The organism is Streptomyces sp. NPDC042102 (assembly GCF_055582305.1).
Genome location: NZ_JBVJDL010000004.1, coordinates 296,552 through 322,670, shown reverse-complemented (window position 1 = coordinate 322,670; position 26,119 = coordinate 296,552). Strand labels below are relative to the sequence as shown.

Sequence of the window (26,119 nt, the reverse complement as noted above, 5' to 3'; positions counted from 1 at the left end):
TCAGGCCTGCGCCACGGCCTCCAGGGGGCCGAGGGCCGCCGCGCGGCGGGCCGGGGCGGCGGCCGCCACGGTGCCCAGCGCGAGGAAGGCCAGGCACAGCAGGAGCAGGGTGCCCCAGGGCAGGGCCAGGGAGTACTCCGCCAGCGCGCCGTTGGCCAGGGCGCCCACCGCCCAGGCGCCGAACAGGCCGCCCGCCAGGCCCAGCAGGGTGCCGAAGGCCGCGACGGTCACCGACTCCAGGCGGATCATCCGGCGGACCCCGGCGCGGTCCAGGCCGATGGCCCGCAGGACCCCGATCTCGCGGGTGCGCTCCGAGACCGACATGGCGAGCGTGTTGACGATGCCGAGCAGGGAGATCACGGCGCCGATGGCGAGCAGCCCGTACATCAGGGTCAGCAGGTCGTCCAGCGCGCCCGCGGCCTCGTGGACGAGCTGCTCACGGTCCTTGACGCGGACCAGCGGGCTGTCGCCCACGGCGGCGCGCAGCCGGTCCGCGGTGGCCTTCGAAGCCGCGCCGCCGTCGGTGCGGACCAGGATCCGCTGGACGGAGCCGGGCAGGAAGCCGTGCTCCTGCACCTCGGAGCGGTCGCCGAGCACCGTCCCGGCGGTGGGGTTGTCCCGGTAGACGCCGACGACGGTGTACTGCTTCAGCTCCCGGTCGGTGCCGATGCGGGCGCCGACCCGGCTGCCCGTGCTCAGGTGCTGTTCCCGGGCGAGCGTGCCGGAGACGGCGACCCGGCCCGGACCGAGGTCGTCCAGCGATCCGCTGACGAAGTCGAGCTTCATGACCTCGTGCACGGTGCCGGGCGTGACGCCGGCGATCTCCCGGACGCCGCCGCCGGCGAGGAACACGACGGAGTCCGCGACCGCGGACGAGGTCTTCACCCCGGGGGTGGCGGCCACCCGCTTCTCGGCCGCCGGGTCGAGGGCGGTCGTATGGGTGCGGCTGCTGATCACGTAGTCGGCGCCCAGGCCCGCCGCGGCCTGCCGGTCGAGGGCCGCACCCGTGGAGTCGCCGATCACGGCGAGCCCGGCGACCAGCGCGGTGCTGATCATCAGGGCGGAGGCGGTCGCCGCGGTGCGCCGCGGATCCCGCAGCGCGTTGTCCCGGGCGAGCCGGCCGGTGATCCCGAAGCGGCCGGTCAGCCGGCCGGTCAGCCGGATCACGGGCACGGCCAGCAGCGGAGCCAGCACGATCAGCGCGACCGCGAGCAGGGCGCAGCCGGCCATCGCCCGCTGAAGGTTCGCCTCCGAGGCGTCCTTCGCGCCCGTGAGCGAGATCAGCAGCCCGGCGCCGAGGGCGAGCAGGACCGCTCCCGCCGCGCCGCGCACCCGGGACGCGCGGGCGCCGGGCGGCTGCTCGCAGGCGCGCAGCGCCTCCAGCGGCGCGACCCCGGCCGCCTTGCGCGAGGGCAGCCACGCGGCGAGCACCGTGACACCCACCCCCACCGCGAACGCCGCCACGACCGGGCGCGCACCGATCACCAGGGGCCCTCGGGGCAGGGCGTCCTCGGCGGTGCTCAGCAGGCCGGGCAGGACGGACGCGATGCCCAGGCCCAGGACGAACCCGGCCGCCGACGCGACGAGGCCGACCAGGACGGCCTCCCAGAGCAGGGAGCGGACCACCTGGCGGCGCGAGGCACCGATCGCGCGCAGCAGCGCGATCTCCCGGGTGCGCCGGGAGACCAGCATGGTGAAGGTGTTGACGATGAGGAAGGATCCGATGAACAGCGCGACCCCGGCGAAGACCATCGGCATCTTCTGGTGACCGCGCGTCAGCGTGTCCAGGTAGGTGGCCTGCTGGGCGGCCTGGGCGGCGCCGCTGACGGCCTCGGCCCGGTCGGCGGGGAGTGCGGCGGCGACCCGCTCGGAGAGCGTGGCCGGGCTGGTACCGGGCGCGGCGGACAGGTCGATCGAGGTGTAGTGGCCCGGGGAGGCGAACAGCTGCTGGGCGGTCGCCCGGTCGAACACGGCGAGGGTGCCGCCGGCGGTCACCCGCGAGTCCTGGGTGCCGACGATGCCCACGAGCCGCTTCTTCAGGACCGGGCCGTCGGTGGCCAGCGTGACCGTGTCACCGATCCGCAAGCCCCCGGCGGCGGCGGTGCCGCTGTCGACGGCGAGCTCGTCGCCGCCGCGCGGGGCGCGGCCCTTCAGCACGGGATGGCGGCTGTCCGTACCGTCCTTGCCCGGTACGTAGCCGGCGGCCAGGTTCGCCCACGCCTTGCCGGCCCGCAGCGGCCTGCCGTCCGCCGCGTTCATGACGGCCGAACCGTCGACCGCCGGCCGCACGGAGGCGGCGCCGGGCACCTCGGCCAGTTTCCGTACGAGCGCGTCGTCGAGCACGGAGGCGTCGCCGTCCGCGCCGGCACCGGGCGGTACGGCCTTGGGGGTGACGGTGGTCGCGATGCCCGCGAAGTTCTTCGACGCGGAGGCACGGTAGGCCGCGGCGGAGGATTCCGCGAAGACGAGGGTGCCGCAGACGAAGGCGACACCCAGGCAGACCGCGAGGACGGTCATCGCCATACGGGCCTTGGACGCCAGGACGTTGCGCAGAGCGGTTCTCAGCATGGGGAGCTTTCGGGAAGTGGAGGCGGAGGGGGAGACGGAGGGGCGGTGCCGGGTCAGCTGGTGCGGGCGCGGGTGTCGAACGCCTTCATCCGGTCCAGCACCCGCTCCGGGGTCGGACGGACCATCTCGTCGACCGGGCGGCCGTCGGAGAGGAAGACCACGCGATCGGCGTATCCGGCGGCGACCGGGTCGTGCGTCACCATCACCACGGTCTGCCCGAGCTCGCGCACCGAGTCCCGCAGGAAGCCGAGGACCTCGGCCCCGGACCGGGAGTCGAGGTTGCCGGTGGGCTCGTCGCCGAAGACGACCGAGGGCCGGGACGCCAGCGCGCGGGCGACGGCGACGCGCTGCTGCTGCCCGCCGGAGAGCTGGGCGGGCCGGTGCGCGAGCCGGTCGGACAGGCCCACCATCCGGATCACCGTGTCCAGCCACGGCCGGTCGGGCGTGCGGCCCGCGATGTCCATGGGCAGGGTGATGTTCTCCAGCGCGGTCAGCGTCGGCAGCAGGTTGAAGGCCTGGAAGATGAAACCGATCCGGTCCCGGCGCAGTTCGGTCAGCTGCCGGTCGTTCAGGGTGCCCAGCTCGGTGGTGCCGATGCGGACGGAGCCGGAGTCGGCCGTGTCGAGTCCGGCGGCGCAGTGCATCAGGGTGGACTTCCCGCAGCCGGAGGGGCCCATGATCGCGGTGAACTCACCCTCCCGGAAGGCGATGCTCACCCGGTCCAGGGCGACGACACGGGTGTCACCGCTGCCGTAGACCTTCGTCAGGTCGGTGGTGACGGCGGCGTACCCGGTGTTCGGGTGCGGTGCGAGGGGGGCATGGGGTGCGGCGGTCACAGGGGACTCCTCTTCGGGTGCCGATGGGCGCACTCGAAGGGTGTCGGGGGGATGTATCGGGTCCCCGGTCCGCCGTGTATCGGCGGCGGCTCCGCTTCGTATCGGTCGTGCAGGGGGCGGGGGCGGGCGGTCAGCCCGGCAGGCGCAGGGTGGCGACCGCGCCGCCGTCCGGGGCGTTGTCCAGGCGCAGCTCGGCGCCCAGCACCCGGGCCTGGCCCACCGCGATGGTCAGGCCCAGCCCGTGGCCGGAGCCGCGCTCCGACGCGCCCGTGTGGAAGCGGCGCGGACCCTCGCGCAGCAGGTCCGCGGGGAAACCCGGGCCGTGGTCGCGTACGACGACCGTCCGGCCGTCGACGGCGACCTCGACCGGGGCGGCGCCGTGCCGGTGGGCGTTGACGACGAGGTTGCCGACGATCCGTTCGAGACGGCGCGGGTCCGTCTCGACGGTGTCCGCGCCACCGGCGGCCGTCGCGCCCGCGACGGTGATCTCCGCGTCGAGTCCGGTGCGCTCCACCGCCTCCCGGACGACCGCGCCGAGCGGCACCCGCGCGCTCACCGGGCGTTCGGCCCCGGCGTCCAGGCGGGAGATCTCCAGCAGGTCCTCGACGAGGCCGCGCAGGTCCCGTACCCGGGCCCGGAGCAGATCCTCCGTCTCCCCGGCCGGGAGCAGGTCGGCGGCGGCCAGCAGACCGCCCACGGGGGTGCGCAGCTCGTGCGCCACGTCGGCGGTGAACTGGCGCTCGGTGCGCAGCCGGCGGCCCAGGCTGTCGGCCATGAGGTCGACGGTGGCGGCGATGTCGGCCACCTCGTCGCGGCCCCCCACGGGACCGGTCCGGGCGTCGAGGTCCCCGGCGGAGATCCGGCCCGCGGTCTCGGACACGCGGCGCAGCCGGCGGCCCAGCAGCCCGGCCCCGTACGCCGCCAGCGGAACGGCCGCCGCCAGGGCGACCAGCGAGGCCACCGCCATGCTCATGTCGAGCTGGCGCAGGTCGTACAGCTCCGGGCCCATGTTGACCTCGACGGCCAGCACCGGGCTGCCCGGCCCGCCGGTCCGCTGGGCGGCCCAGACGCTCGGCCCGGCATTGCCCTGGACGCGCCCGTCGAACGCCGTGTGCCGCTCGCCGTCGGACGGACGGCGCAGGGCGGTGGGCAGGCCCGGCGGATCGAGCTCGGCGCCGCCCGCCAGGGTGCCGGTGCGCCGGTAGGTCTCCATGGCCGAGTACACGGCGTTGAACGCGCGCATCCGGGCCCGGTCGCGGATGTCGTCCGCGGTCCAGGCGTGCACCAGTACGCCCACCGCCGCCGCGACCAGGCACGCGGTGGCCGCGGCCAGCGCGGCGATCTTCCAGCGCAGGGAGCGCGGCGGGCGCAGGGGCCTGTGCACCCCCCGGGTCCTGTGCACCCGCCTCAGCGCCTGAGCTTGTAGCCGAAACCGCGGACCGTCTCGATCCTGTCCCGGCCGAGCTTGCGGCGCAGCCGCTGTACGCACAGGTCGACGACCCGGCTGTCGCCGTCCCAGCCGTACTCCCAGACGTTGCGCAGCAGCGTGTGCCGCTCCAGCACGATGCCCGGATGGGCGGCGAACTCCAGCAGCAGCTTCAGCTCGGTCGGGGTCAGCGCCACCGGCTCGCCCGCGACGAAGACCTCCATGCCGCCGGTGTCGACGGCCAGGTCCCCGAAGACCAGCCGCTCGCCCTCGGCCGGGCCCGGCGTGTCGGCGCGGGCGGCGCCGGGGGCCGGGACGGGCGCGTACGTGGCGCGCCGCAGCAGCGAGCGGATGCGGGCCACGAGGACGTAGGTGTCCACCGGTTTGACCACATAGTCGTCCGCCCCGGCCTCCAGACCGGCGACGACATCGAGCCCGTCGCCGCGGGCGGACATCATCAGGACCGGCACCAGGCTGGTCTCCCGGACCCTGCGGCACAGCCCGATCCCGTCCAGGCCGGGCAGCATCACGTCCAGGACCAGCAGGTCGAAGCCGCCGTCGCGGAAGAGCTCCAGCCCGGTCAGCCCGTCGGCCGCGGCCGTCATCGCGTACCCGTACCGCTCCAGGGCGACGGTGAAGGACCGGCGCATCAGCTCGTCGTCCTCGACGAGCAGCACGCGCACGGGGGTGGACGAGGACACGGGGACGGCTCCTGTTCGGACGCGGACGGATCGGACGGATCGGATGGATCCGGCGGATCGGGCGGCCGTGGCGGCCGAAAGGAACCATACGGCAGCCATCGGGCGGCCCGGCCGCGCCGGAACGCCCCCGGGCGCCCGCGGACCGGATCGACGCGAAACCAAGCGGTGACCGATACCCGGCGGATACAAAACGGGCTCCCCGGCGACCCGGCCCGGCGGGTACGCGGCCCAGGCCCTCCCGGACGAATGATCACGACCCGACATGATGGCGTGGTACCCGTCCGCCCGCGATCCGCAGCGAGGAACCAGATGAGCGACGCCGCCGCCCTGCTCCACCCCGGAGCCCCCGACTCCGCCGTGCTCCTGCACGTTCCGCACTCCTCCCGCGCCATACCCGCCGACGTCCGGGCCGGGATCGTCCTGGACGACCGGGCGCTGGAGGCGGAGCTGGACCACATCACCGACGCGCACACGGCGCGCATCGCGGCCGGGGCGGCCGCGGCGGCGCGCCTGACCCCCTGGCGCTTCGAGAACCGGCTCTCGCGCCTGGTCGTCGACCCCGAGCGGTTCCCCGACGAGCGGGAGGAGATGCTGGCGCGCGGCATGGGAGCCGTCTACACGCGCACCACGCACCGCGCGGAGCTCCGCCCGGCCGGCTTCGACGGCGGGCCGCTGATCGAGCGCTGGTTCCACCCGTACGCGCGGGCGATCACCGACGCGGTGGAGGAGCGGCTGACGGCCGTCGGGCGGGCGGTCATCCTCGACGTGCACTCCTACCCGTCGAAGGCCCTGCCCTACGAACTCCACGGTGACGGACCGCGCCCGCCCATCTGCCTGGGTACGGACGCCTTCCACACGCCGCCCGCGCTGCTCGACGCGGCGCGCGAGGCGTTCGCGGACTTCGGCGGCACGGCCCTGGACAGCCCGTTCGCCGGCACGTACGTACCGCTGCGGTACTACGGGAAGGACGCCCGGGTCGGCGCGCTGATGGTGGAGATCCGGCGCGACCTCTACATGAGCGAGCCGGGCGGCCCGGCGGGCTCCGGCCTGGAGGCGCTGGCGCGGGCACTGGCCGGCCTGGTCGACCGACTCTCCCCGTGACCGCGGGACGGCCGGCGGGTGGCGAAGACCCGTTCGCGGGGTCCTCGCCACCCGCCGGCCGCCGCTTGTCGGCCGTACGGGCCGCGGTGTCAGTGCTTGAACATGTCCTTGGTCTTCTCCTTGGCCTGGCGTGCGTCGCCCTTGATCTGCTCGGCGCGGCCCTTCGCCGTCAGGCTCTCGTTGCCGACCACCCGGCCGGCCGCCTCCTTGGCCTTGCCCCTGACCTGCTCGGCCTTGGCCTTGGTCTTCTCCTTGCCCGACACGGTCATCACTCCTCAGCTTCCGGAGAACCTCGTGCACCGTGCGTCTGGCCACTTCGCCCCGGCGTAAACCTCCGCCGCCGGACGCGCGCGTCAGGCCGAGTGGCGGCCGCGGGCCGCCGCTCCGCCGTTCGTGGGCGGGTACGCGGGGCGTGCCGGGGGCATCGGCTCGGCCGGGCGGACCGGCGGGGCGGGCAGCGGCGGCAGGGCCGGCTCGTACAGCCAGGCCGAGAACAGCTCCTCCACCGGCTCGGTCGCGTAGCGCGCCACATGGCTGAGGAAGGCCATCGTGGTCACCACCCCGTGCCGGTGCACCGTCGTCCAGTCGCGCAGCATGCGGAAGAACGCCGGGTCCCCCAGCGCGCAGCGGATCGCGTGCACGGCGAGCCCGCCGCGCTGGTAGAGCCGGTCGTCGAACATCAGCTTGCGGCCCGGGTCGACCAGGGTCAGGTCCTGCGGCAGCGACGCCAGCAGCCGGTGCGCGGCCGCCGCCAGCGCGTGCGCGGTGCGGCCACCGGACCGCTCCGACCAGAGCCATTCCGCGTACTTCGCGAAGCCCTCGTTCAGCCAGATGTGCCGCCAGTCGGCGATGGTCACGCTGTTGCCGAACCACTGGTGCGCGAGTTCGTGGGCGACCAGGCGCTCGGAGCCGCGCGCGCCGTCGACGTGGTTGGTGCCGAACAGCGACAGGCCCTGGGCCTCCACCGGCACGTCCAGCTCCTCGTCGGCGACGACCACCGCGTACTCCCCGAAGGGGTAGGGACCGAACAGGTCCTCGAACAGCTGCATCATGGCGGGCTGCCGGGCGAAGTCGCGGGAGAACTGCGGCAGCAGGTGCGCCGGCACGTGCGCGCTCATGGGTACGCCGCCCAGCCCGGGATCGCCGAGCAGCACCGTCTGGTGCACGCCGATCGACAGGCCCACCAGATAGCTGGAGGTCGGCGCGGGCTGCTCGTACACCCAGGTGGTGGTGCTGGCCTTCGTCGTCCGGGTCAGCAGCCGGCCGCCGGCGACCACCGTGTACGTGGACGGGGTGTTGACCGAGATCTGGTACGAGGCCTTGTCGGCGGGCCGGTCGTTGCACGGGTACCAGGAGGGCGCGCCGACCGGCTGGCTGGCCACCAGCGCGCCGTCGGTCAGCTCCTCCCAGCCGAGGCCGCCCCAGGGGCTGCGCACCGGCTTCGGATTGCCCGCCCAGTGCACCTCCACCGTGAAGGCGGCGCCCGCGGGCAGCGGCTTGACCGGCTGGATGCGCAGCTTGCCGCCCCGGTGGGAGTAGCGCGGGGCACGGCCGTTCACCAGGACCCGGCCTATTTTGAACTCGGCCAGGTTCAGGTGGAACTCGGTGAGCGGCGCCCGCCCGGCGATCGCGCTGAGCCGGGCCGTCCCGGCCAGCCGGTTGGGGCCGGGACGGTAGTCGAGGGCGAGCTCGTACCGGTGCACGCGGTAACGGGGATCGCCGTTGGCCGGAAAGTACGGGTCCGACACCGCTGTCCTCTGGCCGCTCATTGCCGCTTACGCTCCCTGCACAGTGCTCTGCCCGGACCCTCTCAGGTCCGCCACGCCTCGATCGGGTTGCCCAGCCAACGGGTGTCGGCGGGGACGGATTCCCCGGCCATCACGAGCGAGGCGGGACCCAGTGTGCTGTGGGCACCGACCGTACTACCGGGCAGGACGATTCCGCCCGGGCCCAGAGTGGCGCCCTCACGGAGGACCACAGTATCCGTCCTCAAGATCCGGTCGTGGAAGAGGTGCGTCTGCAACACGCAGCCGCGGTTCACGCTGACCGCGTCGCCCAGCACCACCAGGTCCGTCTCGGGCAGCCAGTAGCTCTCGCACCACACGCCCCGGCCGATCCGGGCGCCGAGCCCGCGCAGCCACAGGTTCAGCAGCGGCGTACCGGGTACGGATCCGGCCAGCCACGGCACGGCCAGCACCTCCACGAACGTGTCGGCGAGCTCGTTGCGCCATACGAAGCCGCTCCACAGCGGGTGCTCGCCCGTGCGGTGCCGGCCCACCAGCAGCCACTTCGCGGTCACGGACACCGCGCACGCGGCCAGCCCGGCGGCCAGCAGCACCGCTCCGGACAGCAGCGCCGCACCCCAGACCCCCACACCGGTCGCGGCGAGCGCGCACAGCGCCGCCACGGTCAGCACGGCCAGCGCGGCCGAACAGAACACCGGCACCAGCCGGCACAGCTCCACCAGGCCGCGCGCCCACAGCAGCCGCACGGGCGGGTCGTACGTACGGCTGCTGTCGGCGGCCGCGGCCGACCGCGGCAGCTTCACCGGCGGCAGGCCCAGGTACGAGCTGCCCTTCTTGGCCTTCTTCGGGGTCGCCGACAGCACGCCCACCAGCCCGTCGTCCGGCACGCTGCGGCCCGGCGCGGTCATCCCGGAGTTGCCGAGGAACGCCCGGCGGCCGATCTCGGAGTGCCCGATCCGTATCCAGCCGCCGCCCAGCTCGTACGGCGCGGTCAGGGTGTCGTCGGCGAGGAACGCACCCTCGCCCACCGTGGTCAGGCTCGGCAGCGCGAGCACGGTGGACACCTCCGCGCCCCGGCCGATCTTCATGCCGAGCAGCCGCAGCCACACCGGGGTGATCAGCCCGGCGTACAGCGGGAAGAGGGTCGCCCGGGACAGGTCCATCAGCTGGGTGACCGTCCAGGCCTGCCAGCCGGTCCTGCTGTGCGTGGGATGGGTGCCCGTGCGCAGGCCGAGGCTGAGCAGCCGTACGGACACCAGCAGCAGCGCCGCGTACGCGAACCCGAAGGCGAGCGCCCCGGGCACCACGGCGAGCAGCGCTCCGCGCAGCGCCTCGCCGAGTCCGGCACCGGCGGGCACGAAGGCGCTCAGCACCAGCAGGGCGGGCGCGGTGGCGAGCACGGGCAGGGCGGTGAGGCCGAAGCCGGCCGCCCCGTAGGCGGCCCGCCAGAACAGCCCGCGCGGCGGGCGTTCCTTGGGCCAGTTGTGCTTGGCCCGGCCCAGTTTGACCGCGGGCGCGCCGCCCCAGCGCTGGCCGGTGGGGATCTGGCCGACCACGGCGGAGCCGGGGGCCACCTCGGCCCGCTTGCCGACCCGGGCACCGGGGAAGAGCATGCTGCGGGTGCCGACGACCGCGCCCGCACCGACCTTGACCGCGCCGATCTCCAGCCGGTCCCCGTCGAGCCAGTACCCGGACAGGTCCACCTCGGACTCCACGGCGCAGCCGCGGCCGAGCTTGAGCATGCCCGTCACCGGCGGCATCGCGTGCAGGTCCACCTCGGGGCCGACCTTGGCGCCCAGCGCCCGCGCGTACCGCTCCAGCCAGGAACCGGTCAGGGAGGTCGCGCCGGCGTACTCGGCCAGCCGCTCGGCCGTCCACAGCCTCAGGTGGACGCGTCCGCCGCGCGGGTACCGTCCGGCCTTCACCCCGCGCAGCAGCAGACGGGCGCCGCCCGCCGCGATCGCGAGCCGGCCCGGCGGGCTGTAGAGCAGCGCCGCGGCGGGGGCCACCACCCACCAGGAGGCGGTCGGCGCCCACGGGTACGCCCCGAACCAGCGCAGGGCGTTGCCCAGGGCCAGCAGCGCCACGGCCCAGCGCACGCCCACCAGGGTGAACAGGGGCAGCAGCAGGAGCGACTGCACCACCTTGGCGCGCGTGGGGACCGGCGCGACGACGCGGGCCGCGTCGTCGTCCTGCACGGACTTCTCCAGGCGGCGGGCCAGCTTGCGCAGGACCGGCTGCTGATAGATGTCGAGGACGGCCGCGCTCGGGTAGCGGGTGCGCAGGCGGGTGGTCAGCTGGGCGGCGGCCAGGCTGTTGCCGCCGATGGCGAAGAAGTCGTCGGCGGCGCCGGTGACGGCGACACCGAGCGTCTCGCTCCACTGCTCGGCGAGCCAGGCCTCGGTGCCGTAGAGCTGTTCGGCGGGCCCGGTGCTCTCCAGTTCGGGCAGCGGCCAGGGCAGTGCGTCCCGGTCCACCTTGCCGGAGGTGCGGGTCGGCAGCTCCTCGACCGGCGCGAGCAGCGGGACGAGGGCCGCGGGCAGCTCGGCGCGCAGCCGCCGGGTGGCCGCCGCGTGGTCCCAGCCGTCCTGGGTGACCAGGTAGCCGACGAGCAGCTGGTTGCCGCTGCGGGCGGTACGGACGGCCGCGGCCGCGCCGGCGACGGCCGGCAGGGCCTGGAGGGCGGCGTCGACCTCGCCCAGCTCGATGCGGCGGCCGCCGAGCTTGATCTGCTCGTCGCCGCGGCCGAGGAAGACCAGGCCCTCCGGCTCCGCGCGGACGAGGTCGCCGCTGCGGTAGGCGCGCTCCCAGCAGAGGGACTCCAGCGGCGCGTACTTCTCGGCGTCCTTCGCCGGGTCGAGGTAGCGGGCCAGGCCGACGCCGCCGATCACCAGCTGGCCGCTGCCGCCCATCGGCACCGGCTCGCCGGACTCGTCGACCACGACCAGCTCCCAGCCGTTCAGCGGGAGGCCGATCCGGATCGGCTCCTCACCGGTCAGCAGGGAGGCGCAGGCGACCACGGTGGCCTCGGTGGGGCCGTACGTGTTCCAGACCTCGCGGCCCTCGGTGACCAGGCGCTGGGTCAGCTCGGGCGGGCAGGCCTCGCCACCGAAGATCAGCAGCCGGACCTCGTTGAGGGTCTCGGGCTCCCACAGCGCGGCCAGGGTCGGGACCGTGGAGACCACGGTGATCTCCTGCTCCACCAGCCAGGGGCCGAGGTCGGCGCCGCTGCGCACCTGGGAGCGGGGGACGGGCACCAGGCAGGCGCCGTAGCGCCAGGCCAGCCACATCTCCTCGCAGGAGGCGTCGAAGGCGACGGACAGGCCCGCCATCACCCGGTCGCCGGGGCCGATGGGCTCCTCGGTGAGGAAGAGCGCGGCCTCGGCGTCCACGAACGCGGCGGCGCTGCGGTGGCTGACGGCGACGCCCTTGGGCTTGCCGGTGGAGCCGGAGGTGAAGATGATCCACGCGTCGTGTTCGGGGCCGGGCCGGGCGGGGCTGGCCATGGTGGCGGTGTCCGCGGGGTCGGCGCCGTCGATGCGCCCGCCGGCGCCGACGACCGCCCGTACCCCGGCCTCGCCGAAGACCAGCTCGGCCCGCTCGTCGGGGTCCTCGGCGTCGACGGGCACATAGGCCGCGCCGGCGGCCAGGACGGCGAGGATGGCGACGTACAGCTCGTTGGTGCCCGAGGCCACGCGGACGCCGACCCGGTCGCCGAGACCGACCCCGGCGGCCGCCAGGGCGCGCCGGCGGCGCTCGACCTCGACGGCCAGCGCCCGGTAGGTCAGCTGCGCGGAGCCGTCGTCGAGGGCGAGCTCGTCGGGGTACGCCCGTACGGAGGCGTCGAGGATGTCGACGAGGGTGCGGGCCGGAGCGGCGGGGCCGGCGGAGAACCGGGCGAACTTCCCGGCCTCGTCCGGCTTTTCGGACGTGGCGGACCTTTCGGGCTCCGTGTGCGTGTCCCCGTCGTCGAGCAGGGTCAGATCACCGCGCTCAGGTGTGGCTGCCATCGGCCCTCGCGTCTCGTTCCCGGAAAGCTCCGGGTCGCCGGAGGGAGCCCAGGTCTGCCCGGGTTGTTCCGATCCAGCGCCAAACAACCCGCCAGTCTAGTGCGTCATCAAGAATTTTCTGATTGAAGCCTGGTGGGTGTGGCGTGGAATGCGCGGTGTGCAGGAGGGTGATTGCGGTGGTTTCTTCAAGATTGTTCCAAGGTCGGGTCATGCCGGTCCGGCACGCGCCGTCCCGGCGCCGGGGCACCTAGCGTGGTGCCGCATGACGCTCGATGCGCAGGTCGGTGACGGGGGACGGGGCGGGGGACGGGGCGGACCGGGCCCGGGGCGGCGCCGGCTGGTCCGGGGTGCCCTGACGGGCGCGGCGGCCCTCGGCGCCGCCCTGGCCTTCGGCGCCTCCGGGGCCGCGCCTCCCGCCCCCCTCGCGGGCCGGCGGGCCCGCCCGGCCACGCCCGGGGCGGCGCTGCGGGAGCTGGAGCGGGGCAACCAGCGCTGGCGCACCCTGCACGAGAAGCATCCCGACGAGACGCTGACCGTCCGCCGGGAGCTGCTCACCGGTCAGCACCCGTTCGCCGTGGTCCTGGGCTGCATCGATTCCCGGGTCCCGCCCGAGCTGGTCTTCGACCAGGGGCTCGGCGACCTGATGACGGTGCGCTCGGCGGGCCAGGTGCTGGACCAGGCGGTGCTGGGGAGCGTCGCGTACGGGGTGCTGGAGGTGGGGATCCCGCTGGTCGTGGTGCTGGGCCACCAGTCCTGCGGGGCCGTCGCCGCGGCGGTCCGGGCCGAGGTGGGCGGGGATCCGCTGCCCGGCCCGCTGCGCTACCTCACCGACCAGATCCGCCCCGCGATCGACCACCGGCTGCGGGGGGACGCGCGCAACGACGCGACGGCCACCGCGCACGTACGGCGGGTGCGCTCCCGGCTGGCGGGGGAGCCGGCCTTCGCCGCCCGGATCACGGCGGGCACGCTCGCGGTCGTCGGCGCCCGGTACGAGCTGACCGATCAGCGGGCCCACTGGATCCACTGACCGGCCCGCCGGCTTAAGCCAGGAGGGGGTCGGTGACGCCGCCGGGGGAGGCGAGGCGCTCGGCGTCCCAGCCCATGAGGCCGGCCGCCGACCGGTACACCGACGCGTAGAAGCCGAGGACGGCCGCGCGGGGGTCCGGGCCCTCCCGGACGTCGTCGTAGTCCAGCACGGCCAGGCGGGCCGGGCCCCGGGAGATCCAGCGCGCCGCCTCGTGGTCCAGCGGCAGCCCGGCCAGGCCCTCGGGCTCCGGCGCGGCGTAGGAGTAGAAGGCGGGCCGGGGGAAGGCGTCGTCGCCGAACCAGAAGCCGCAGCTGACGACCTCGCGCGCGTACGCCTCCCGGGTCACCGGGTCGACCTCCGCCCCGAGCTCGACCCGGCGGTCGGAGAATCGGGTGACGGCGAGGTCGTAGGAGTGCCAGAACAGGTGCACCGGGCTGATCTTCCCGGAGAATCCGGCGGAGAACTCCTCCAGTACCAGGGCGACCTGATTCAGCACCTGCCAGTGGCGGTTGACCCAGAACGGGTCGTACGCCGCGTGCTCGGTGTCCCGCTCGAACGGCCGGTCCGTGTCGGGCAGGCCGTACGGGCGCGGAATCGAGAGGGTCACGGCCACGCCGATCCTGGCCAGCGCGTCGAGGGCCGCCCGGTGGAACGACGCCACGCTGTGCCCGGCGAGCGGGAAGGACGTGGTCCGGCCGTCGAGCGCGGAGACGACCAGCCGGTGCTCGACGAAATCGAAGTCCACCGTGAAGACCGGCAGGCCGCCGGTGCCGCCCATCGGGCGGCTCGTGATCCCCCGCCCCGTGACATGGAACGCCACGTTCCACCAGTGGTTGCGGCGCGGGCTGTTCGCCAGCCGGATCTTGCCGACGACCTGGACGAACCGGTGCAGCGTCTCCTTGGTGTCGTGCCACTGCGTCAGTGGAATCGCGGGGAACAGGTCCACGGGGCATCCCTCGGCTCGTCGTGCTGCGCCGCCTCGCGGCCCGGCCCCGCCATCTTCACCCCCGCCCGGCCCGCAACCCCGGTCCGACGTGCCGTCAGGTGCGGTCGCGGTCGCGGTCGTGGCGCAGCCGGTGCCACATGGGCATGCCGAACCACAGCCACACGATGCCGCTGAAGATGCACGAGGCGATCAGCGCCGAACTGCCGGGACCCAGCACCATGGTCACGACGAGCAGCAGCGCGCTGCTCATCGCGAGCATCAGCAGGACCAGCCCGATCAGGGCGAGCCGGTTGGAGACGACGATCAGGCGGCCGCGCATCCCGCGCCGGAAGACCACCCGGTGGAAGGGGGCCGGTGCGGTGAGGAAGGCGGCGGCGCCGAACGCGACGACCAGCGTCAGCACGTACTGGTTGCTCTGCAGCGAGGTGAGCGAGGCGAACCGGGGGCTGAAGGCGAAGGTCATCAGGAATCCGAGCAGGATCTGCACCCCCGTCTGGGCGACGCGCACCTCCTGGAGCAGCTCGGCGTAGGCCTTGTCCGGATCCTGCGGGGGCTGGGGGTGGGGAACGGCCATCGCGCGGTCCTCCTTCCGGGGTGGGGGGTGGGGTGGGGGTGTCAGCACCGCTTCACCCGCCGGACCCAGAACACCAGCAGCAGGAACGAGGTGAGCGAGACGATCGCCAGCGAGGCTCCGGCGACGGCCGCGCCGTTCGTGCCCCTGCCCGGGGTGCGGGCGGTGGACGCCAGGGAGATCGGAGCGCCCGCTCCGGCGCCGGCCTCGGCGGCGGCCTGCGCCGCCCGCGCCGGCTGGGCCCCCTCGGCCGCCGGTGGGGCGGGTGCGGCGCCCGGGTCCGCGGGGAAGTGCACGTCGGCGCAGGAGTAGTAGGTGTCCGGCAGCCGGGTGTTGCGCCAGACGGTCAGGATCAGGTGCCGTCCGGTCCGGCCGGTGGGGAGCTGCCCGGTGAAGGTGTACGTGTTCTCCACCAGGGGCGGGTCGGTGACCGTCAGGAACGGCTGCGGTTCGAGGTCGGACCATTTCAGCGGCTGCCCGGGGTCGTAGCCGCTCCTGGTCACGTACAGCTCGAAGCGGCCCGCGTGCGGGATGGAGGAGCGGTACCGGAAGGTGAACGGGGCGCCGGCGGTCAGCTGGGTGACCGGCCAGTCGTCCCGGGGCAGGTCCAGCCCCCGGAACTGGGCGAGGCCCGCGCTGCACAGCTTGCCGTCGGGAACCCGGTCCCGGTCCCGGCCGTCGACGTCCTTGAGCCGGACGTTGTCCCAGTCGGCCAGTGCCCCGCCGGGGCTCGCGGCCAGCGCCGCGTCACAGGCCGGCGAGCCGAGGTAGCGGCCGCTGTCGGGCGTGCAGGCGACGCTGCGGCTGACCGGGGTCCACGCCGCGCCGTGCGCCGCGGCCGGTCCGGCCGTGAGGCCGAGCAGGATCAGCGCCGCCGGGCCCAGTGCCGCCCGGGCCGTTCCGTTCCTCATCGCGCCCCTCCTCCATCACCGGATGTTCACCGGATGTGCACCGGATGTGTGTGGAGGGGCACGGAAGTGATCTTGAGCGTGGTTCACGGGCTCCCGGCGCGAGGGGCGGCTTTCGGTCGCGCGCCGCGCGGCACTCGGCGCGCGGCGGAGGGCATGCCCCTGGTGCGGCCGTGACGGGGGTGAACGCCGCCCCTCCCGTCCGCCCGGAACGGGGCCGGGGCTCGTCCCGCCTGCCGTCAGGCGTGGGATCGGGTCCCGGTGCAGCTCACGGCGGCTCCGGCGGTCGTGGTGGCCCGCCGCGGGGACGGCGCGGGGCCGGGAGGGGGCCGCGCCGGAAGGCCCCCCGGCGCCCGTCGCGGGCGGCTCCGGGGCGCCGGGGCACCCGCGATCCTTGGCCAAAACTTATGAGGTGGACATGGCGAAGCTCGAGCGTCCCGCGAGCGACCGGGCCGCTTCGCGGCCTGGACGCACCGCAGCCCGCCTCGTGGAGGCGGGCTGCGGTACCTGCGAGCGGTGCGATCAGACGAGGTCGAAGCGGTCCAGGTCCATCACCTTGGCCCACGCGGCGACGAAGTCCGTCACGAACTTCTCCTTGGCGTCGTCGCTCGCGTAGACCTCCGCGAGCGCGCGCAACTCGGAGTTCGAGCCGAAGACCAGGTCGGCACGGGTGCCGGTCCACTTCACGGCGCCCGTGGCGTCGTCGCGGGCCTCGAACTCGTCCTGCGCCGGGGACGTGGACTTCCAGGTCGTGCCCAGGTCGAGCAGGTTGACGAAGAAGTCGTTGGTCAGCGTGCCCGGACGGTCCGTGAGGACACCGTGCTTGGACTGGCCGTGGTTGGCGCCCAGGACGCGCAGGCCGCCGACGAGCACGGTCAGCTCGGGGGCGCTCAGGGTGAGCAGGTTCGCCTTGTCGAGCAGCAGGTACTCGGCCGGCAGGCGGTTGCCCTTGCCGGCGTAGTTGCGGAAGCCGTCCGCGGCCGGCTCCAGCGCGGCGAAGGACTCGACGTCCGTCTGGTCCTGCGCGGCGTCCACGCGGCCCGGGGTGAACGGCACCTCGACCTCGACGCCGCCGTCCTTCGCGGCCTGCTCGACGGCCGCGCCGCCCGCGAGCACGATCAGGTCGGCCAGCGAGACCTGCTTGCCGCCCTGGGCGTTGAACGCCTCCTGGACGCCCTCCAGCGTACGGAGCACCTGCGCCAGCTGGTCGGGGTTGTTGACCTCCCAGCCGCGCTGCGGCTCCAGGCGGACCCGGGCGCCGTTGGCGCCACCGCGCTTGTCGCTGCCGCGGAAGGACGAGGCCGAGGCCCAGGCCGCCGAGACCAGCTGGGCGACGGTGAGGTCGGTGGCCAGCACCCGCTCCTTGAGCGCGGCGACGTCCGCGGCGTCGAGGAGCTCGCCCTCGCGCGCCGGCAGCGGGTCCTGCCACAGCAGCACCTCGGAGGGGACCTCGGCGCCGAGGTAGCGCACGACCGGGCCCATGTCGCGGTGGGTCAGCTTGTACCAGGCGCGGGCGAAGGCGTCCGCGAACTGGTCGGGGTTCTCGTAGAAGCGGCGCGAGATCTGCTCGTAGACCGGGTCGAAGCGCAGCGACAGGTCGGTGGTGAGCATCATCGGAAGGTGCTTCTTCGACGCGTCGTGCGCGTCGGGGATGGTCGCCTCGGCGTTCTTCGCGACCCACTGGTGGGCGCCGGCCGGGCTCCGCGTGAGCTCGTACTCGTACGCGAAGAGGTTCTTGAAGAACTCGTTGCCCCAGGCGGTCGGGGTGCTGGTCCAGGTGACCTCGAGGCCGCTGGTGATCGCGTCCCCGCCCTTGCCGCTGCCGTACGTGCTGGCCCAGCCCAGGCCCTGCGCCTCGATCGGGGCGGCCTCGGGGTCGGCGCCCACGTGGTCGGCCGGGCCGGCGCCGTGGGTCTTGCCGAAGGTGTGGCCGCCGGCGATCAGGGCGACGGTCTCCTCGTCGTTCATCGCCATCCGGCGGAACGTCTCGCGGATGTCGCGGGCCGCGGCGACCGGGTCCGGGTTGCCGTTCGGGCCCTCCGGGTTGACGTAGATCAGACCCATCTGGACCGCGCCGAGCGGGCTCTCCAGCTCGCGCTCGCCGGTGTAGCGCTCGTCGCCGAGCCAGGTGGTCTCCGGGCCCCAGTAGACGTCCTCCTCCGACTCCCAGACGTCCGCGCGGCCGCCGGCGAAGCCGAAGGTCTTGAAGCCCATCGTCTCCAGGGCGACGTTGCCGGTGAGGATCATGAGGTCGGCCCAGGAGATCGCCTGGCCGTACTTCTTCTTGACCGGCCACAGCAGACGGCGGGCCTTGTCCAGGTTGCCGTTGTCCGGCCAGCTGTTCAGCGGGGCGAAGCGCTGCTGACCGGCGCCCGCGCCACCGCGGCCGTCGCTGATGCGGTACGTGCCGGCGCTGTGCCAGGCCATGCGGACCATCAGCGGGCCGTAGTTGCCGAAGTCGGCCGGCCACCAGTCCTGCGAGGTGGTCAGCACCTCGGCTATGTCCCGCTTCACCGCCGCGAGGTCGAGGCCCTGGAAGGCCTCGGCGTAGTCGAACTCCTCGCCGAGGGGATTGGCCACGGCGGGGTTCTTGGCGAGGATCTTGAGGTTGAGCCGCTCCGGCCACCACTGGCGGTTTCCGCCGCCCTGCGTCGGGTGTGCGGCGCGCCCGTGCGCGACGGGGCAACCGCCCCCACCCTCCGCCTTCGCGTCTACGACGTGTGCGTCATGGTTCTCAGACATTGGGAGTCCTGTCCGTCACGTCTTCAGCCTCCTGCGCCGCCGCTCCGGCGGTACCGCGCTGGCTGAAGTCTTCCTTGGTCCTTGGCTACCAGCAGAACCGATCCTACGATGGACAGAGTCCAAGTCAAGAAGAACGCCAGACTAGGTGGACCGATATGAGTGACCTGCTGGAGCGGCTGAGGGCGCGTGGCTGGCGTATGACCTCCCAGCGGCGCGTCGTGGCGGAGGTGCTCGACGGCGACCACGTGCACCTCACGGCCGACGAGGTGCACGCCCGGGCCGCGCAGCGGCTGCCGGAGATCTCGCGGGCGACCGTCTACAACGCCCTGGGCGAGCTGGTGCTGCTCGGCGAGGTCGTGGAGCTGTCCACCGACGGCCGCGCCAAGCGCTACGACCCCAACGGGCACCGGCCGCACCATCACCTCGTCTGCTCCGGCTGCGGCACCATCCGGGACGTCCGCCCGGCCGGCGACCCGCTGGCCGACCTCCCGGCGGCGGAGCGCTTCGGCTTCACGGTGGCGAAGGCCGAGGTCACCTACCGGGGGCTGTGCCCGGCCTGCCGGTAGCGCGCCGTTCCCGGCTGCCTGCCCGGCGGCGGCTCAGCCGGGGCGGCGGTCCAGTTCCTCGTCGAGGGCCAGGGCGGCGTCGATGAGGGCCAGGTGCGTGAACGCCTGCGGGAAATTGCCCAGCTGCTCGCCCGAGGGGCCGATCTCCTCGGCGAAGAGGCCGACGTGGTTGGCGTACGTCAGCATCTTGTCGAAGGCGTAGCGCGCCTGCTCCAGCCGCCCGGCGCGGGCCAGCGCCTCGACGTACAGGAAGCTGCACAGGTTGAAGGTGCCCTCGCGGCCTCGCAGGCCGTCCGGCGAGGCCGCGGGGTCGTAGCGGTGGACGAGGCTGTCGCTGACCAGTTCCCGGTCCATCGCGTCGAGCGTGGACAGCCACGCCGGGTCGGTCGGCGCCAGGAACCCCACCTTCGGCATGAGCAGCAGCGAGGCGTCCAGCACGTCGGACCCGTAGCGCTGGACGAAGGCCTGGCGCCGCGGGCTCCAGCCGCGCTCCACGATCTGCGTGAAGACCGCGTCGCGGGCCGCCGTCCAGCGCGCGAGGTCGGCGGGGCGGGAGTGGGTCCGCGCCATCCGGATGCCCCGGTCGAAGGCGACCCACGACATCAGGCGGCTGAAGGTGAAGTCCTGGCGGCCGCCGCGGGTCTCCCAGATCCCCTCGTCCGGCTCGTCCCAGTGCTCGGTGAACCAGTCCAGCACGCCGGCGAACGCCTGCCAGCCGCGCAGCGCGCCCCCGCCGCCGCCCGCGGCGAAGGCGTAGACCGCCTCGCCGTAGATGTCCAGCTGGAGCTGGTCGGCTGCCGCGTTGCCGATCCGGACGGGCGCGGACCCCCGGTAGCCCTCCCAGTGGCCGAGGATCTCCTCGGGCAGGTGGGGGTCGCCGTCCACCCGGTACATGATCTGCAGCGGCCGGCCGGAGGCGAAGTCACCCTCCTCGAAGCGGCCGCGGACCCAGTGGCGGAACGCCAGCGCCTCGGGGACGAAGCCGAGGGTGAGCAGCGCGCGCACCGAGAGGGAGGCGTCCCTGATCCAGGTGTAGCGGTAGTCCCAGTTGCGCTCCCCGCCGACGAGCTCGGGCAGCCCCGCCGTCGCCGCGGCGACCGGCGCCCCGGTGGGGGCGTACGTCAGCAGCTTCAGCGTGATCGCGGAGCGGTTGACCATCTGCTGCCACCGGCCCCGGTAGGTGCAGGAGCGCAGCCAGCGGCCCCAGAAGGACCGGCAGTCGTCGAAGGCGGCGCGGGCGCTCTCCCAGCTCGGCGGATCGGGGGCCGGGCCGCCGCTCGCGTCGCAGGTCAGGACGACGGTGGCGATCTCGCCCGCCGAGAGCGTGAAGCGCGCCACGGCATCGGCCCCGTCCGCGACGAGGGTGAGGGGGGCGCTCGCCCGTACGAAGAGGTCCGTCCCGCCGCCGCGCAGCAGGGCGGACCGGTCGTCGAGCAGCGTGAGCGTGTGCGGGGCCCGGCCGTAGTCGAAGCGCGGCCGGCACTCCAGGACGAAGGGCAGGCGGCCGCGCACCACCCGTACCGTCCGGTGCAGCCGGTGCCGGTCCGAGGGCTCGCCGGACTCCTCGGGGATCATGAAGTCCCCGACCTCGCCGACCCCGTCCGGGGCCATGAAACGGGTCACCAGCAGGGCCGTGTCCGCCAGGTAGAGCTGCTTGACGGTCACGTCGGTGACCCGGTCGCGGTCGACCGTCAGGCGGCAGTGGCCGCCCCGGGCGTGGTCCAGCAGGGAGCCGAAGACGCTGGGCGAGTCGAACCGCGGCGTGCACCACCAGTCGACGGTCCCGTCGCCGGAGACCAGTGCCGCCGTCTGGAGATCGCCCACCAGGCCGTGGTCCGCGATCGGGGGATAGGCGCCGCCTGCGCTCATGGGGCCTCCGTGACCGGCCCGGTGGGGAGCGGTGTGCTCCCGGCTCATTGTCCCACCGGGTGAGCCGCGTCTCACCCGGACGCTGCCGCTTGTCTATGCAACGAGTTGCATAGAAGGATTCGGTGGTATGGCGCTCGAACACGCGATCCTCGTCTCGCTGCTGGAGAAGCCGGGCTCCGGCTATGAGCTGGCCCGGCGCTTCGAGCGGTCCATCGGCTACTTCTGGACCGCCACCCACCAGCAGATCTACCGCGTCCTCAAGCGCATGGAGGGCGACGGCCTGCTCGCCGTCCGCGATGTGGCGCAGCAGGGCCGGCCGGACAAGAAGGAGTACTCCGTCGCCGCCCCCGGCCGCGCCGCCCTCGCGCGGTGGCTGCACGAGCCGATCGAACCCGAGAGTCTGCGGCACGACCTCGCCGTGAAGATCCGCGGGGCGGCCTTCGACGACCCGGCCGCCCTGGTCCGCGAGGTCGAACGGCACCGTCGGGCGCACGGCGACCGCCTCGCCCACTACCTGGCCGGGGAGCACCGCGACTTCACCGGGCCCGAGGCCCCCGCCCCGCTCGACGCCGGCCAGGAACTGCAGCACGTGGTCCTGCGCGGCGGCATCGCCTACGAGCGCATGACGATCGCCTGGCTCGACGACGTCCTCGCCACGCTCCACCGCATCGGCGGATCCTCCGGCTCCGCGCCCCTCAGCTGACCCATCCCATCCCACGACCCCTCGGAAGGCACACCTCCATGGCCGACTCCCTGCTCTTCAACCCGCGCACCTACGACCCCGCGCACTTCGACCCCGAGACGCGCCGGCTGCTGCGCGCCACCGTCGACTGGTTCGAGGAGCGCGGCAAGCGCAAGCTGATCGAGGACTACCGCTCCCGTGCCTGGCTGGGCGACTTCCTCGCCTTCTCCGCCAAGGAAGGCCTGTTCGCGACCTTCCTGACCCCCTCGGCCGCCGCCGACGGGCACGCGGACAAGCGCTGGGACACCGCCCGGATCGCCGCCCTGAACGAGATCTTCGGGTTCTACGGCCTCGACTACTGGTACGCCTGGCAGGTGACCATCCTCGGCCTCGGCCCGGTCTGGCAGAGCGACAACGCCGCCGCCCGCGCCCGCGCCGCCGAACTCCTCGCCCAGGGCGAGGTGTTCGCCTTCGGCCTGTCCGAGAAGACGCACGGCGCGGACATCTACTCCACCGACATGCTGCTGGAGCCGGACGGCAACGGCGGCTTCCGGGCCACCGGTTCCAAGTACTACATCGGCAACGGCAACGCCGCCGGCCTCGTCTCCGTCTTCGGCCGCCGTACCGACATCGAGGGCCCGGACGCGTACGTCTTCTTCGCCGCCGACAGCCGCCACCCGGACTACCACCTGGTGAAGAACGTCGTCGACTCCTCCAAGTACGTCAGCGAGTTCCGCCTGGAGGGCTACCCCGTCGCCCCCGAGGACGTCCTGCACACCGGCCGTGCCGCCTTCGACGCCGCCCTCAACACCGTCAACGTCGGCAAGTTCAACCTCTGCACCGCCTCCATCGGCATCTGCGAGCACGCGATGTACGAGGCCGTCACCCACGCGAGCAACCGCATCCTCTACGGCCGCCCCGTCACCGCCTTCCCGCACGTCCGCCGCGAGCTGACCGACGCGTACGTCCGCCTCGTCGGCATGAAGCTCTTCAGCGACCGCGCCGTCGACTACTTCCGCACCGCCGGCCCCGACGACCGCCGCTACCTGCTCTTCAACCCGATGACGAAGATGAAGGTGACCACGGAGGGCGAGAAGGTCATCGACCTCATGTGGGACGTCATCGCCGCCAAGGGCTTCGAGAAGGACAACTACTTCGCCCAGGCGGCCGTCGAGATCCGCGGCCTGCCCAAGCTGGAGGGCACGGTCCACGTCAACCTCGCGCTGATCCTCAAGTTCATGCGCAACCACCTGCTGGACCCGGCCGGTTACGAGGCCGTCCCGACCCGGCTCGACGCGGCCGACGACGCGTTCCTCTTCCGGCAGGGCCCGGCCCGGGGCCTGGGCGCCGTCCGCTTCCACGACTGGCGCCCCGCCTTCGACGCGTACGCCGAGGTGGCCAACGTCGCCCGCTTCCGCGAACAGGCCGATGCGCTCTGCGCGTTCGTCACGACCGCCGCGCCCGACGAGGAGCAGAGCCGCGACCTCGACCTCCTCCTCGCCGTCGGCCAGCTCTTCGCGCTCGTCGTCCACGGCCAGCTGATCCTGGAGCAGGCCCGCCTGACCGGCCTCGACCAGGACGTGCTCGACGAGCTGTTCGCCGTCCTCGTCCGCGACTTCTCCGCGCACGCCGTCGAGCTGTACGGCAAGGACTCGGCCACCGCGCAGCAGCAGGACTGGGCGATGGGCGCGGTCCGCCGCCCGGTCGTGGACGAGGCCCGTTCCGCGCGCGTCTGGCAGCGCGTCGAGGCGCTGTCCGGCGCGTACGAGATGGCCCCGTAACCGAGCGCCCCGGCCACCCCGGCCACCCCGCCCGGCCCACCGTGCGCACCCCGCACGGTGGGCCGTTCGCCGTTCGCCGTTCGCCGTCAGCCCAGCCGGGTCGGGGACGAGGCGCCCGGCGTCAGGACCCTGGGGGTACCCGTGCCGTCCGCCGGGACCGTCCAGAGGTCGGTGGTGTCCACCGCACCCTCGGCGGGCAGGGCGTAGACGAGGGTGCGGTCGTCGAGCCACAGCGCCTGGTCGTCGACGCTGCGCTTCTCCGCCAGCGGCTGCTCCCGCAGGGTCGCCAGGTCCATGACGTGCTCGCGCCACAGCTGCGCGCCGCGCTGGACGCGCTTCTTGTACGCGATCCGGGTCCCGTCCGGCGACAGGGACGGACACTCGACGTTCCTGGCGAGCGTGGTGACGCTGCGCCCCGCGACCGACCCCTTCACCAGGTAGGTCTGGCCGGCGGTGCCCAGCGTGGCGTAGAAGGTGTCGTCGTCCCCGGCGAAGGTGACGCCCCAGAAGTTCACGTCCCCCGCGCTGTAGGGCCGCCCGTCCAGCACGACGGCGAACTTCTCCAGGTCCGGCTCCAGCGCCCAGGTCCGGGTGTCCACGATCGCGGTACGGGTGGAGAAGAACGCGGTGCCGTACGACTCCCCGGCCACGAAGACCGTCCAGGCGGCGAATCGGCCGCTGGGGGAGACCCGGGCCCTCGAGGGGGTGCCCGCGAGCGGGAAGCTGCGCACGGTGCGCAGTTCGGAGTCCACGATCAGGGCCTTGTTGTCCTGGGCGAGCGCGCCCGGCGAGGAGTTCAGGCACACGCCGGTGCCGGCGGCCGCGTGGAACCGCTGGCAGGTCAGCGCCGAGGCGCTGCGGTCGGCCCGGGGATCGCGGTCCGGGACGGAGACCACGGCGCCGCGGTGCGGGCCCGGGGCGCCGTTGAGGAAGGCCAGCCCGTCCTTGCGGTCGAGTGCGACCGGGCCCCGGGCGACCGTCGGATCGCCCTCCCGGGTCCGTTCGGCGCGGGCGGCGGAGCGCAGGACCAGCGTGGCGCCGATGCCGCCGAGGACCAGCACGGCCAGGGTGAGGACGAGCAGCCGGCGCGAACGCGTCATCGGGGTCCTCCGGGGGCTCGGGGTGCGGGGGTGGCCCGGTCGCCGTGGGGGCCGGGGGCGTCGCCGTCCGGGGCGGACGGGCGCAGGACGAAGCCGGCGACGGCCGCGCAGCAGCACAGACCGGCCGCGGCGGCCGCGAGCGCCGGGCCGGAACCCCACAGCGTCCACGCGCCGCCGAAGGCGAGCGAGCAGCCGAAGCGGGCCAGCGCCTGGCCGGTGCCGACGACGGCGATGCCGGTGGCCCGCAGCCTCGCGGGGACGGTCGCGGCGACGGCGGCGGGCAGGACGCCGTCGGTGGCGGCGTAGAACATGCCGTGCAGGGCGAGGACCACATAGGGCAGGGCGGGGAAGCCGGGGGCCCACAGCAGCAGCCCGTACCCGGCGAGCAGCAGCGCGTGCCCGGTGAGGAAGACGGTGCGGCGACCGATCCGGTCGGCGAGGGCGCCGGCCGGCACCGCCAGCAGCAGGAACACGGCGGCGGTGCCCAGCGGGAGCAGCGGGAACCACCGCTCGCCGATGCCGGTCCGCTCCTGGAGCAGCAGGTAGAGGAACGCGTCGCTGACGGTGGTCAGGCCCAGCAGGGCGGCGCAGGCCGCCAGGGCGCGCAGCCGGGGCAGCCGCAGCAGCGCCAGCCCCTCCCGCACGCTCACCCCGCCGCCCGCCTTCGCGGCGGCCGGCTCCCGCCCGGGCTCCGGCGTCCCGGATACGCCGGGCTCCGCGCCGGGGGTGACGGGCCCGGCGGGGACGGGGGCGGAGCGTGTGGGTCCGGGGGTGACGGGCCCGGCGGGGACGAACAGCATCAGCACCACGACGCCGAGCGCGGCCACGCACGCGCTGACGCCGAAGACCGCGTCGTAGCCGTCGACCGTCAGGTTCAGGATCAGGAAGGCGGCCAGCGGTCCGAGCAGCGCCCCGGTGGTGTCCATGGCCCGGTGCACGCCGAAGGCCCGCCCCTGTAACTCGAGGGGCGTGGAGAGCGAGATGAGCGCGTCGCGCGGGGCGGTGCGCAGGCCCTTGCCCGTGCGGTCCAGGGCGAGGACCACGCCCACGGTGGTGAGGCTGTGCGCCAGCAGCAGCAACGGCTTGCACAGCGCCGACAGGCCGTAGCCGAGGCCCGCGACCAGCTTGTGGTTGCGGACCCGGTCGGCGAGATGACCGCCGGTCAGCTGCACGAGCGCGCTGACGCCGTTGTAGACCCCGTCGAGGGCGCCGAACCCGAGCGGGCTCAGGCCCAGTCCGGCCACCAGGTACAGCGGCAGGACGGCGGTGACCATCTCCGAGGAGACGTCCGTGATCAGGCTGACCGTGCCGAGGGCGACGACGGCCGAGGCGACCGCGGGCGCCCGTGCCGACGCCCCGTCCGGTGCGGCCTGCGCGCCCCCGGGCGCGGAGCGGTCCGCGAGGTACATGCTGGTCGAGCCCCCCGTGCCGACGGTCCACTTCACTGGTGATCACTCGTACGTGCGAGGGGAACCCTAAGGGGTGTACGGGCCACTTGGGCGGCGTTCGGCCCGATTCGGCCACCCCGGACGAGGCGGAC

Annotated in this window: 19 protein-coding genes; 5 read left to right on the top strand and 14 right to left on the bottom strand. The window is 74.1% G+C overall.

Going from position 1 to position 26,119, the window contains the following annotated elements:
* From ACZ6KO_RS19560 to cseB, 4 genes are all read right to left on the bottom strand, one after another.
* Positions 1-2,568, bottom strand: coding sequence for an ABC transporter permease (locus ACZ6KO_RS19560; protein WP_469305241.1), 2,568 nt, complete (start codon positions 2,566-2,568; stop codon positions 1-3).
* A 53-nt stretch (positions 2,569-2,621) separates the two neighbouring features.
* Complete coding sequence (locus ACZ6KO_RS19555) at positions 2,622-3,404, bottom strand: ABC transporter ATP-binding protein (RefSeq protein ID WP_469305240.1); 783 nt, start codon at positions 3,402-3,404, stop codon at positions 2,622-2,624.
* A gap of 130 nt (positions 3,405-3,534) precedes the next feature.
* A complete protein-coding gene (locus ACZ6KO_RS19550) occupies positions 3,535-4,788 on the bottom strand; it encodes a sensor histidine kinase (RefSeq protein WP_469305239.1) in 1,254 nt (417 codons plus the stop codon).
* Positions 4,789-4,811: 23 nt separating this feature from the next.
* Positions 4,812-5,531: a two-component system response regulator CseB gene (gene cseB / locus ACZ6KO_RS19545; RefSeq protein ID WP_469305238.1), complete on the bottom strand. Its 720-nt coding sequence runs from the start codon at positions 5,529-5,531 to the stop codon at positions 4,812-4,814.
* A 309-nt stretch (positions 5,532-5,840) separates the two neighbouring features.
* Here cseB and ACZ6KO_RS19540 point away from each other — a divergent pair, with 309 nt between their 5' ends.
* Positions 5,841-6,632, top strand: coding sequence for an N-formylglutamate amidohydrolase (locus tag ACZ6KO_RS19540; protein WP_469305237.1), 792 nt, complete (start codon positions 5,841-5,843; stop codon positions 6,630-6,632).
* A gap of 89 nt (positions 6,633-6,721) precedes the next feature.
* Here the strand turns inward: ACZ6KO_RS19540 and ACZ6KO_RS19535 are convergent, their stop codons facing one another.
* From ACZ6KO_RS19535 to ACZ6KO_RS19525, 3 genes are all read right to left on the bottom strand, one after another.
* Positions 6,722-6,895, bottom strand: a complete 174-nt coding sequence (locus ACZ6KO_RS19535; RefSeq protein ID WP_469305236.1) for a CsbD family protein — start codon at positions 6,893-6,895, stop codon at positions 6,722-6,724.
* A gap of 90 nt (positions 6,896-6,985) precedes the next feature.
* A complete protein-coding gene (locus ACZ6KO_RS19530; RefSeq protein WP_469305235.1) occupies positions 6,986-8,401 on the bottom strand; it encodes a M1 family metallopeptidase in 1,416 nt (471 codons plus the stop codon).
* 41 nt (positions 8,402-8,442) lie between these two features.
* The gene (locus ACZ6KO_RS19525) at positions 8,443-12,387 is read right to left on the bottom strand and encodes a Pls/PosA family non-ribosomal peptide synthetase (RefSeq protein WP_469305234.1); all 3,945 of its coding nucleotides are present in this window, start codon (positions 12,385-12,387) and stop codon (positions 8,443-8,445) included.
* A 262-nt stretch (positions 12,388-12,649) separates the two neighbouring features.
* Here ACZ6KO_RS19525 and ACZ6KO_RS19520 point away from each other — a divergent pair, with 262 nt between their 5' ends.
* On the top strand, positions 12,650-13,414 hold the full coding sequence (locus ACZ6KO_RS19520; RefSeq protein WP_469305233.1) for a carbonic anhydrase: 765 nt from the start codon (positions 12,650-12,652) through the stop codon (positions 13,412-13,414).
* Between the two features lie 13 nt (positions 13,415-13,427).
* Here ACZ6KO_RS19520 and ACZ6KO_RS19515 read toward each other — a convergent pair whose 3' ends face one another.
* From ACZ6KO_RS19515 to katG, 4 genes are all read right to left on the bottom strand, one after another.
* On the bottom strand, positions 13,428-14,360 hold the full coding sequence (locus tag ACZ6KO_RS19515; RefSeq protein ID WP_469305232.1) for a DUF5996 family protein: 933 nt from the start codon (positions 14,358-14,360) through the stop codon (positions 13,428-13,430).
* A gap of 94 nt (positions 14,361-14,454) precedes the next feature.
* Positions 14,455-14,934, bottom strand: a complete 480-nt coding sequence (locus ACZ6KO_RS19510) for a DUF6328 family protein (protein WP_469305231.1) — start codon at positions 14,932-14,934, stop codon at positions 14,455-14,457.
* Between the two features lie 41 nt (positions 14,935-14,975).
* Entirely contained in the window at positions 14,976-15,842 is an 867-nt protein-coding gene (locus ACZ6KO_RS19505) for a lytic polysaccharide monooxygenase (RefSeq protein WP_469305230.1), read from the bottom strand.
* 519 nt (positions 15,843-16,361) lie between these two features.
* Positions 16,362-18,581 carry a catalase/peroxidase HPI gene (katG, locus tag ACZ6KO_RS19500; protein WP_469305229.1) on the bottom strand — a complete coding sequence of 740 codons (2,220 nt, stop codon included), beginning with the start codon at positions 18,579-18,581 and terminating at the stop codon, positions 16,362-16,364.
* Between the two features lie 155 nt (positions 18,582-18,736).
* Here katG and ACZ6KO_RS19495 point away from each other — a divergent pair, with 155 nt between their 5' ends.
* Positions 18,737-19,147 (top strand): Fur family transcriptional regulator, encoded by a 411-nt coding sequence (locus ACZ6KO_RS19495; protein WP_469305228.1) that lies wholly within the window; start codon positions 18,737-18,739, stop codon positions 19,145-19,147.
* 33 nt (positions 19,148-19,180) lie between these two features.
* Here the strand turns inward: ACZ6KO_RS19495 and ACZ6KO_RS19490 are convergent, their stop codons facing one another.
* Positions 19,181-21,016: a glycoside hydrolase family 15 protein gene (locus tag ACZ6KO_RS19490; protein ID WP_469305227.1), complete on the bottom strand. Its 1,836-nt coding sequence runs from the start codon at positions 21,014-21,016 to the stop codon at positions 19,181-19,183.
* A 127-nt stretch (positions 21,017-21,143) separates the two neighbouring features.
* Here ACZ6KO_RS19490 and ACZ6KO_RS19485 point away from each other — a divergent pair, with 127 nt between their 5' ends.
* Complete coding sequence (locus tag ACZ6KO_RS19485) at positions 21,144-21,719, top strand: PadR family transcriptional regulator (protein WP_469305226.1); 576 nt, start codon at positions 21,144-21,146, stop codon at positions 21,717-21,719.
* Positions 21,720-21,757: 38 nt separating this feature from the next.
* Positions 21,758-23,479: an acyl-CoA dehydrogenase family protein gene (locus tag ACZ6KO_RS19480; RefSeq protein ID WP_469305225.1), complete on the top strand. Its 1,722-nt coding sequence runs from the start codon at positions 21,758-21,760 to the stop codon at positions 23,477-23,479.
* Positions 23,480-23,565: 86 nt separating this feature from the next.
* Here ACZ6KO_RS19480 and ACZ6KO_RS19475 read toward each other — a convergent pair whose 3' ends face one another.
* Together ACZ6KO_RS19475 and ACZ6KO_RS19470 are read right to left on the bottom strand one after the other, a co-directional pair.
* A complete protein-coding gene (locus ACZ6KO_RS19475) occupies positions 23,566-24,579 on the bottom strand; it encodes a TolB family protein (protein WP_469305224.1) in 1,014 nt (337 codons plus the stop codon).
* Positions 24,576-25,988 carry an MFS transporter gene (locus ACZ6KO_RS19470; protein ID WP_469305706.1) on the bottom strand — a complete coding sequence of 471 codons (1,413 nt, stop codon included), beginning with the start codon at positions 25,986-25,988 and terminating at the stop codon, positions 24,576-24,578. Before ACZ6KO_RS19470 ends, ACZ6KO_RS19475 begins: the two co-directional genes overlap by 4 nt.
* Positions 25,989-26,119: the final 131 nt, after the last annotated feature.

Bases quoted from the DNA above. Each gene is read 5' to 3' on its own strand.
- ACZ6KO_RS19505 (WP_469305230.1), bottom strand. From the start codon at position 15,842: ATGAGGAACGGAACGGCCCGGGCGGCACTGGGCCCGGCGGCGCTGATC.
- ACZ6KO_RS19560 (WP_469305241.1), bottom strand. From the start codon at position 2,568: ATGCTGAGAACCGCTCTGCGCAACGTCCTGGCGTCCAAGGCCCGTATG.
- ACZ6KO_RS19510 (WP_469305231.1), bottom strand. From the start codon at position 14,934: ATGGCCGTTCCCCACCCCCAGCCCCCGCAGGATCCGGACAAGGCCTAC.
- ACZ6KO_RS19480 (WP_469305225.1), top strand. From the start codon at position 21,758: ATGGCCGACTCCCTGCTCTTCAACCCGCGCACCTACGACCCCGCGCAC.
- ACZ6KO_RS19470 (WP_469305706.1), bottom strand. From the start codon at position 25,988: ATGTACCTCGCGGACCGCTCCGCGCCCGGGGGCGCGCAGGCCGCACCG.
- ACZ6KO_RS19490 (WP_469305227.1), bottom strand. From the start codon at position 21,016: ATGAGCGCAGGCGGCGCCTATCCCCCGATCGCGGACCACGGCCTGGTG.
- ACZ6KO_RS19475 (WP_469305224.1), bottom strand. From the start codon at position 24,579: ATGACGCGTTCGCGCCGGCTGCTCGTCCTCACCCTGGCCGTGCTGGTC.
- katG (WP_469305229.1), bottom strand. From the start codon at position 18,581: ATGTCTGAGAACCATGACGCACACGTCGTAGACGCGAAGGCGGAGGGT.
- ACZ6KO_RS19495 (WP_469305228.1), top strand. From the start codon at position 18,737: ATGAGTGACCTGCTGGAGCGGCTGAGGGCGCGTGGCTGGCGTATGACC.
- ACZ6KO_RS19530 (WP_469305235.1), bottom strand. From the start codon at position 8,401: ATGAGCGGCCAGAGGACAGCGGTGTCGGACCCGTACTTTCCGGCCAAC.
- ACZ6KO_RS19485 (WP_469305226.1), top strand. From the start codon at position 21,144: ATGGCGCTCGAACACGCGATCCTCGTCTCGCTGCTGGAGAAGCCGGGC.
- ACZ6KO_RS19540 (WP_469305237.1), top strand. From the start codon at position 5,841: ATGAGCGACGCCGCCGCCCTGCTCCACCCCGGAGCCCCCGACTCCGCC.
- ACZ6KO_RS19520 (WP_469305233.1), top strand. From the start codon at position 12,650: ATGACGCTCGATGCGCAGGTCGGTGACGGGGGACGGGGCGGGGGACGG.
- ACZ6KO_RS19525 (WP_469305234.1), bottom strand. From the start codon at position 12,387: ATGGCAGCCACACCTGAGCGCGGTGATCTGACCCTGCTCGACGACGGG.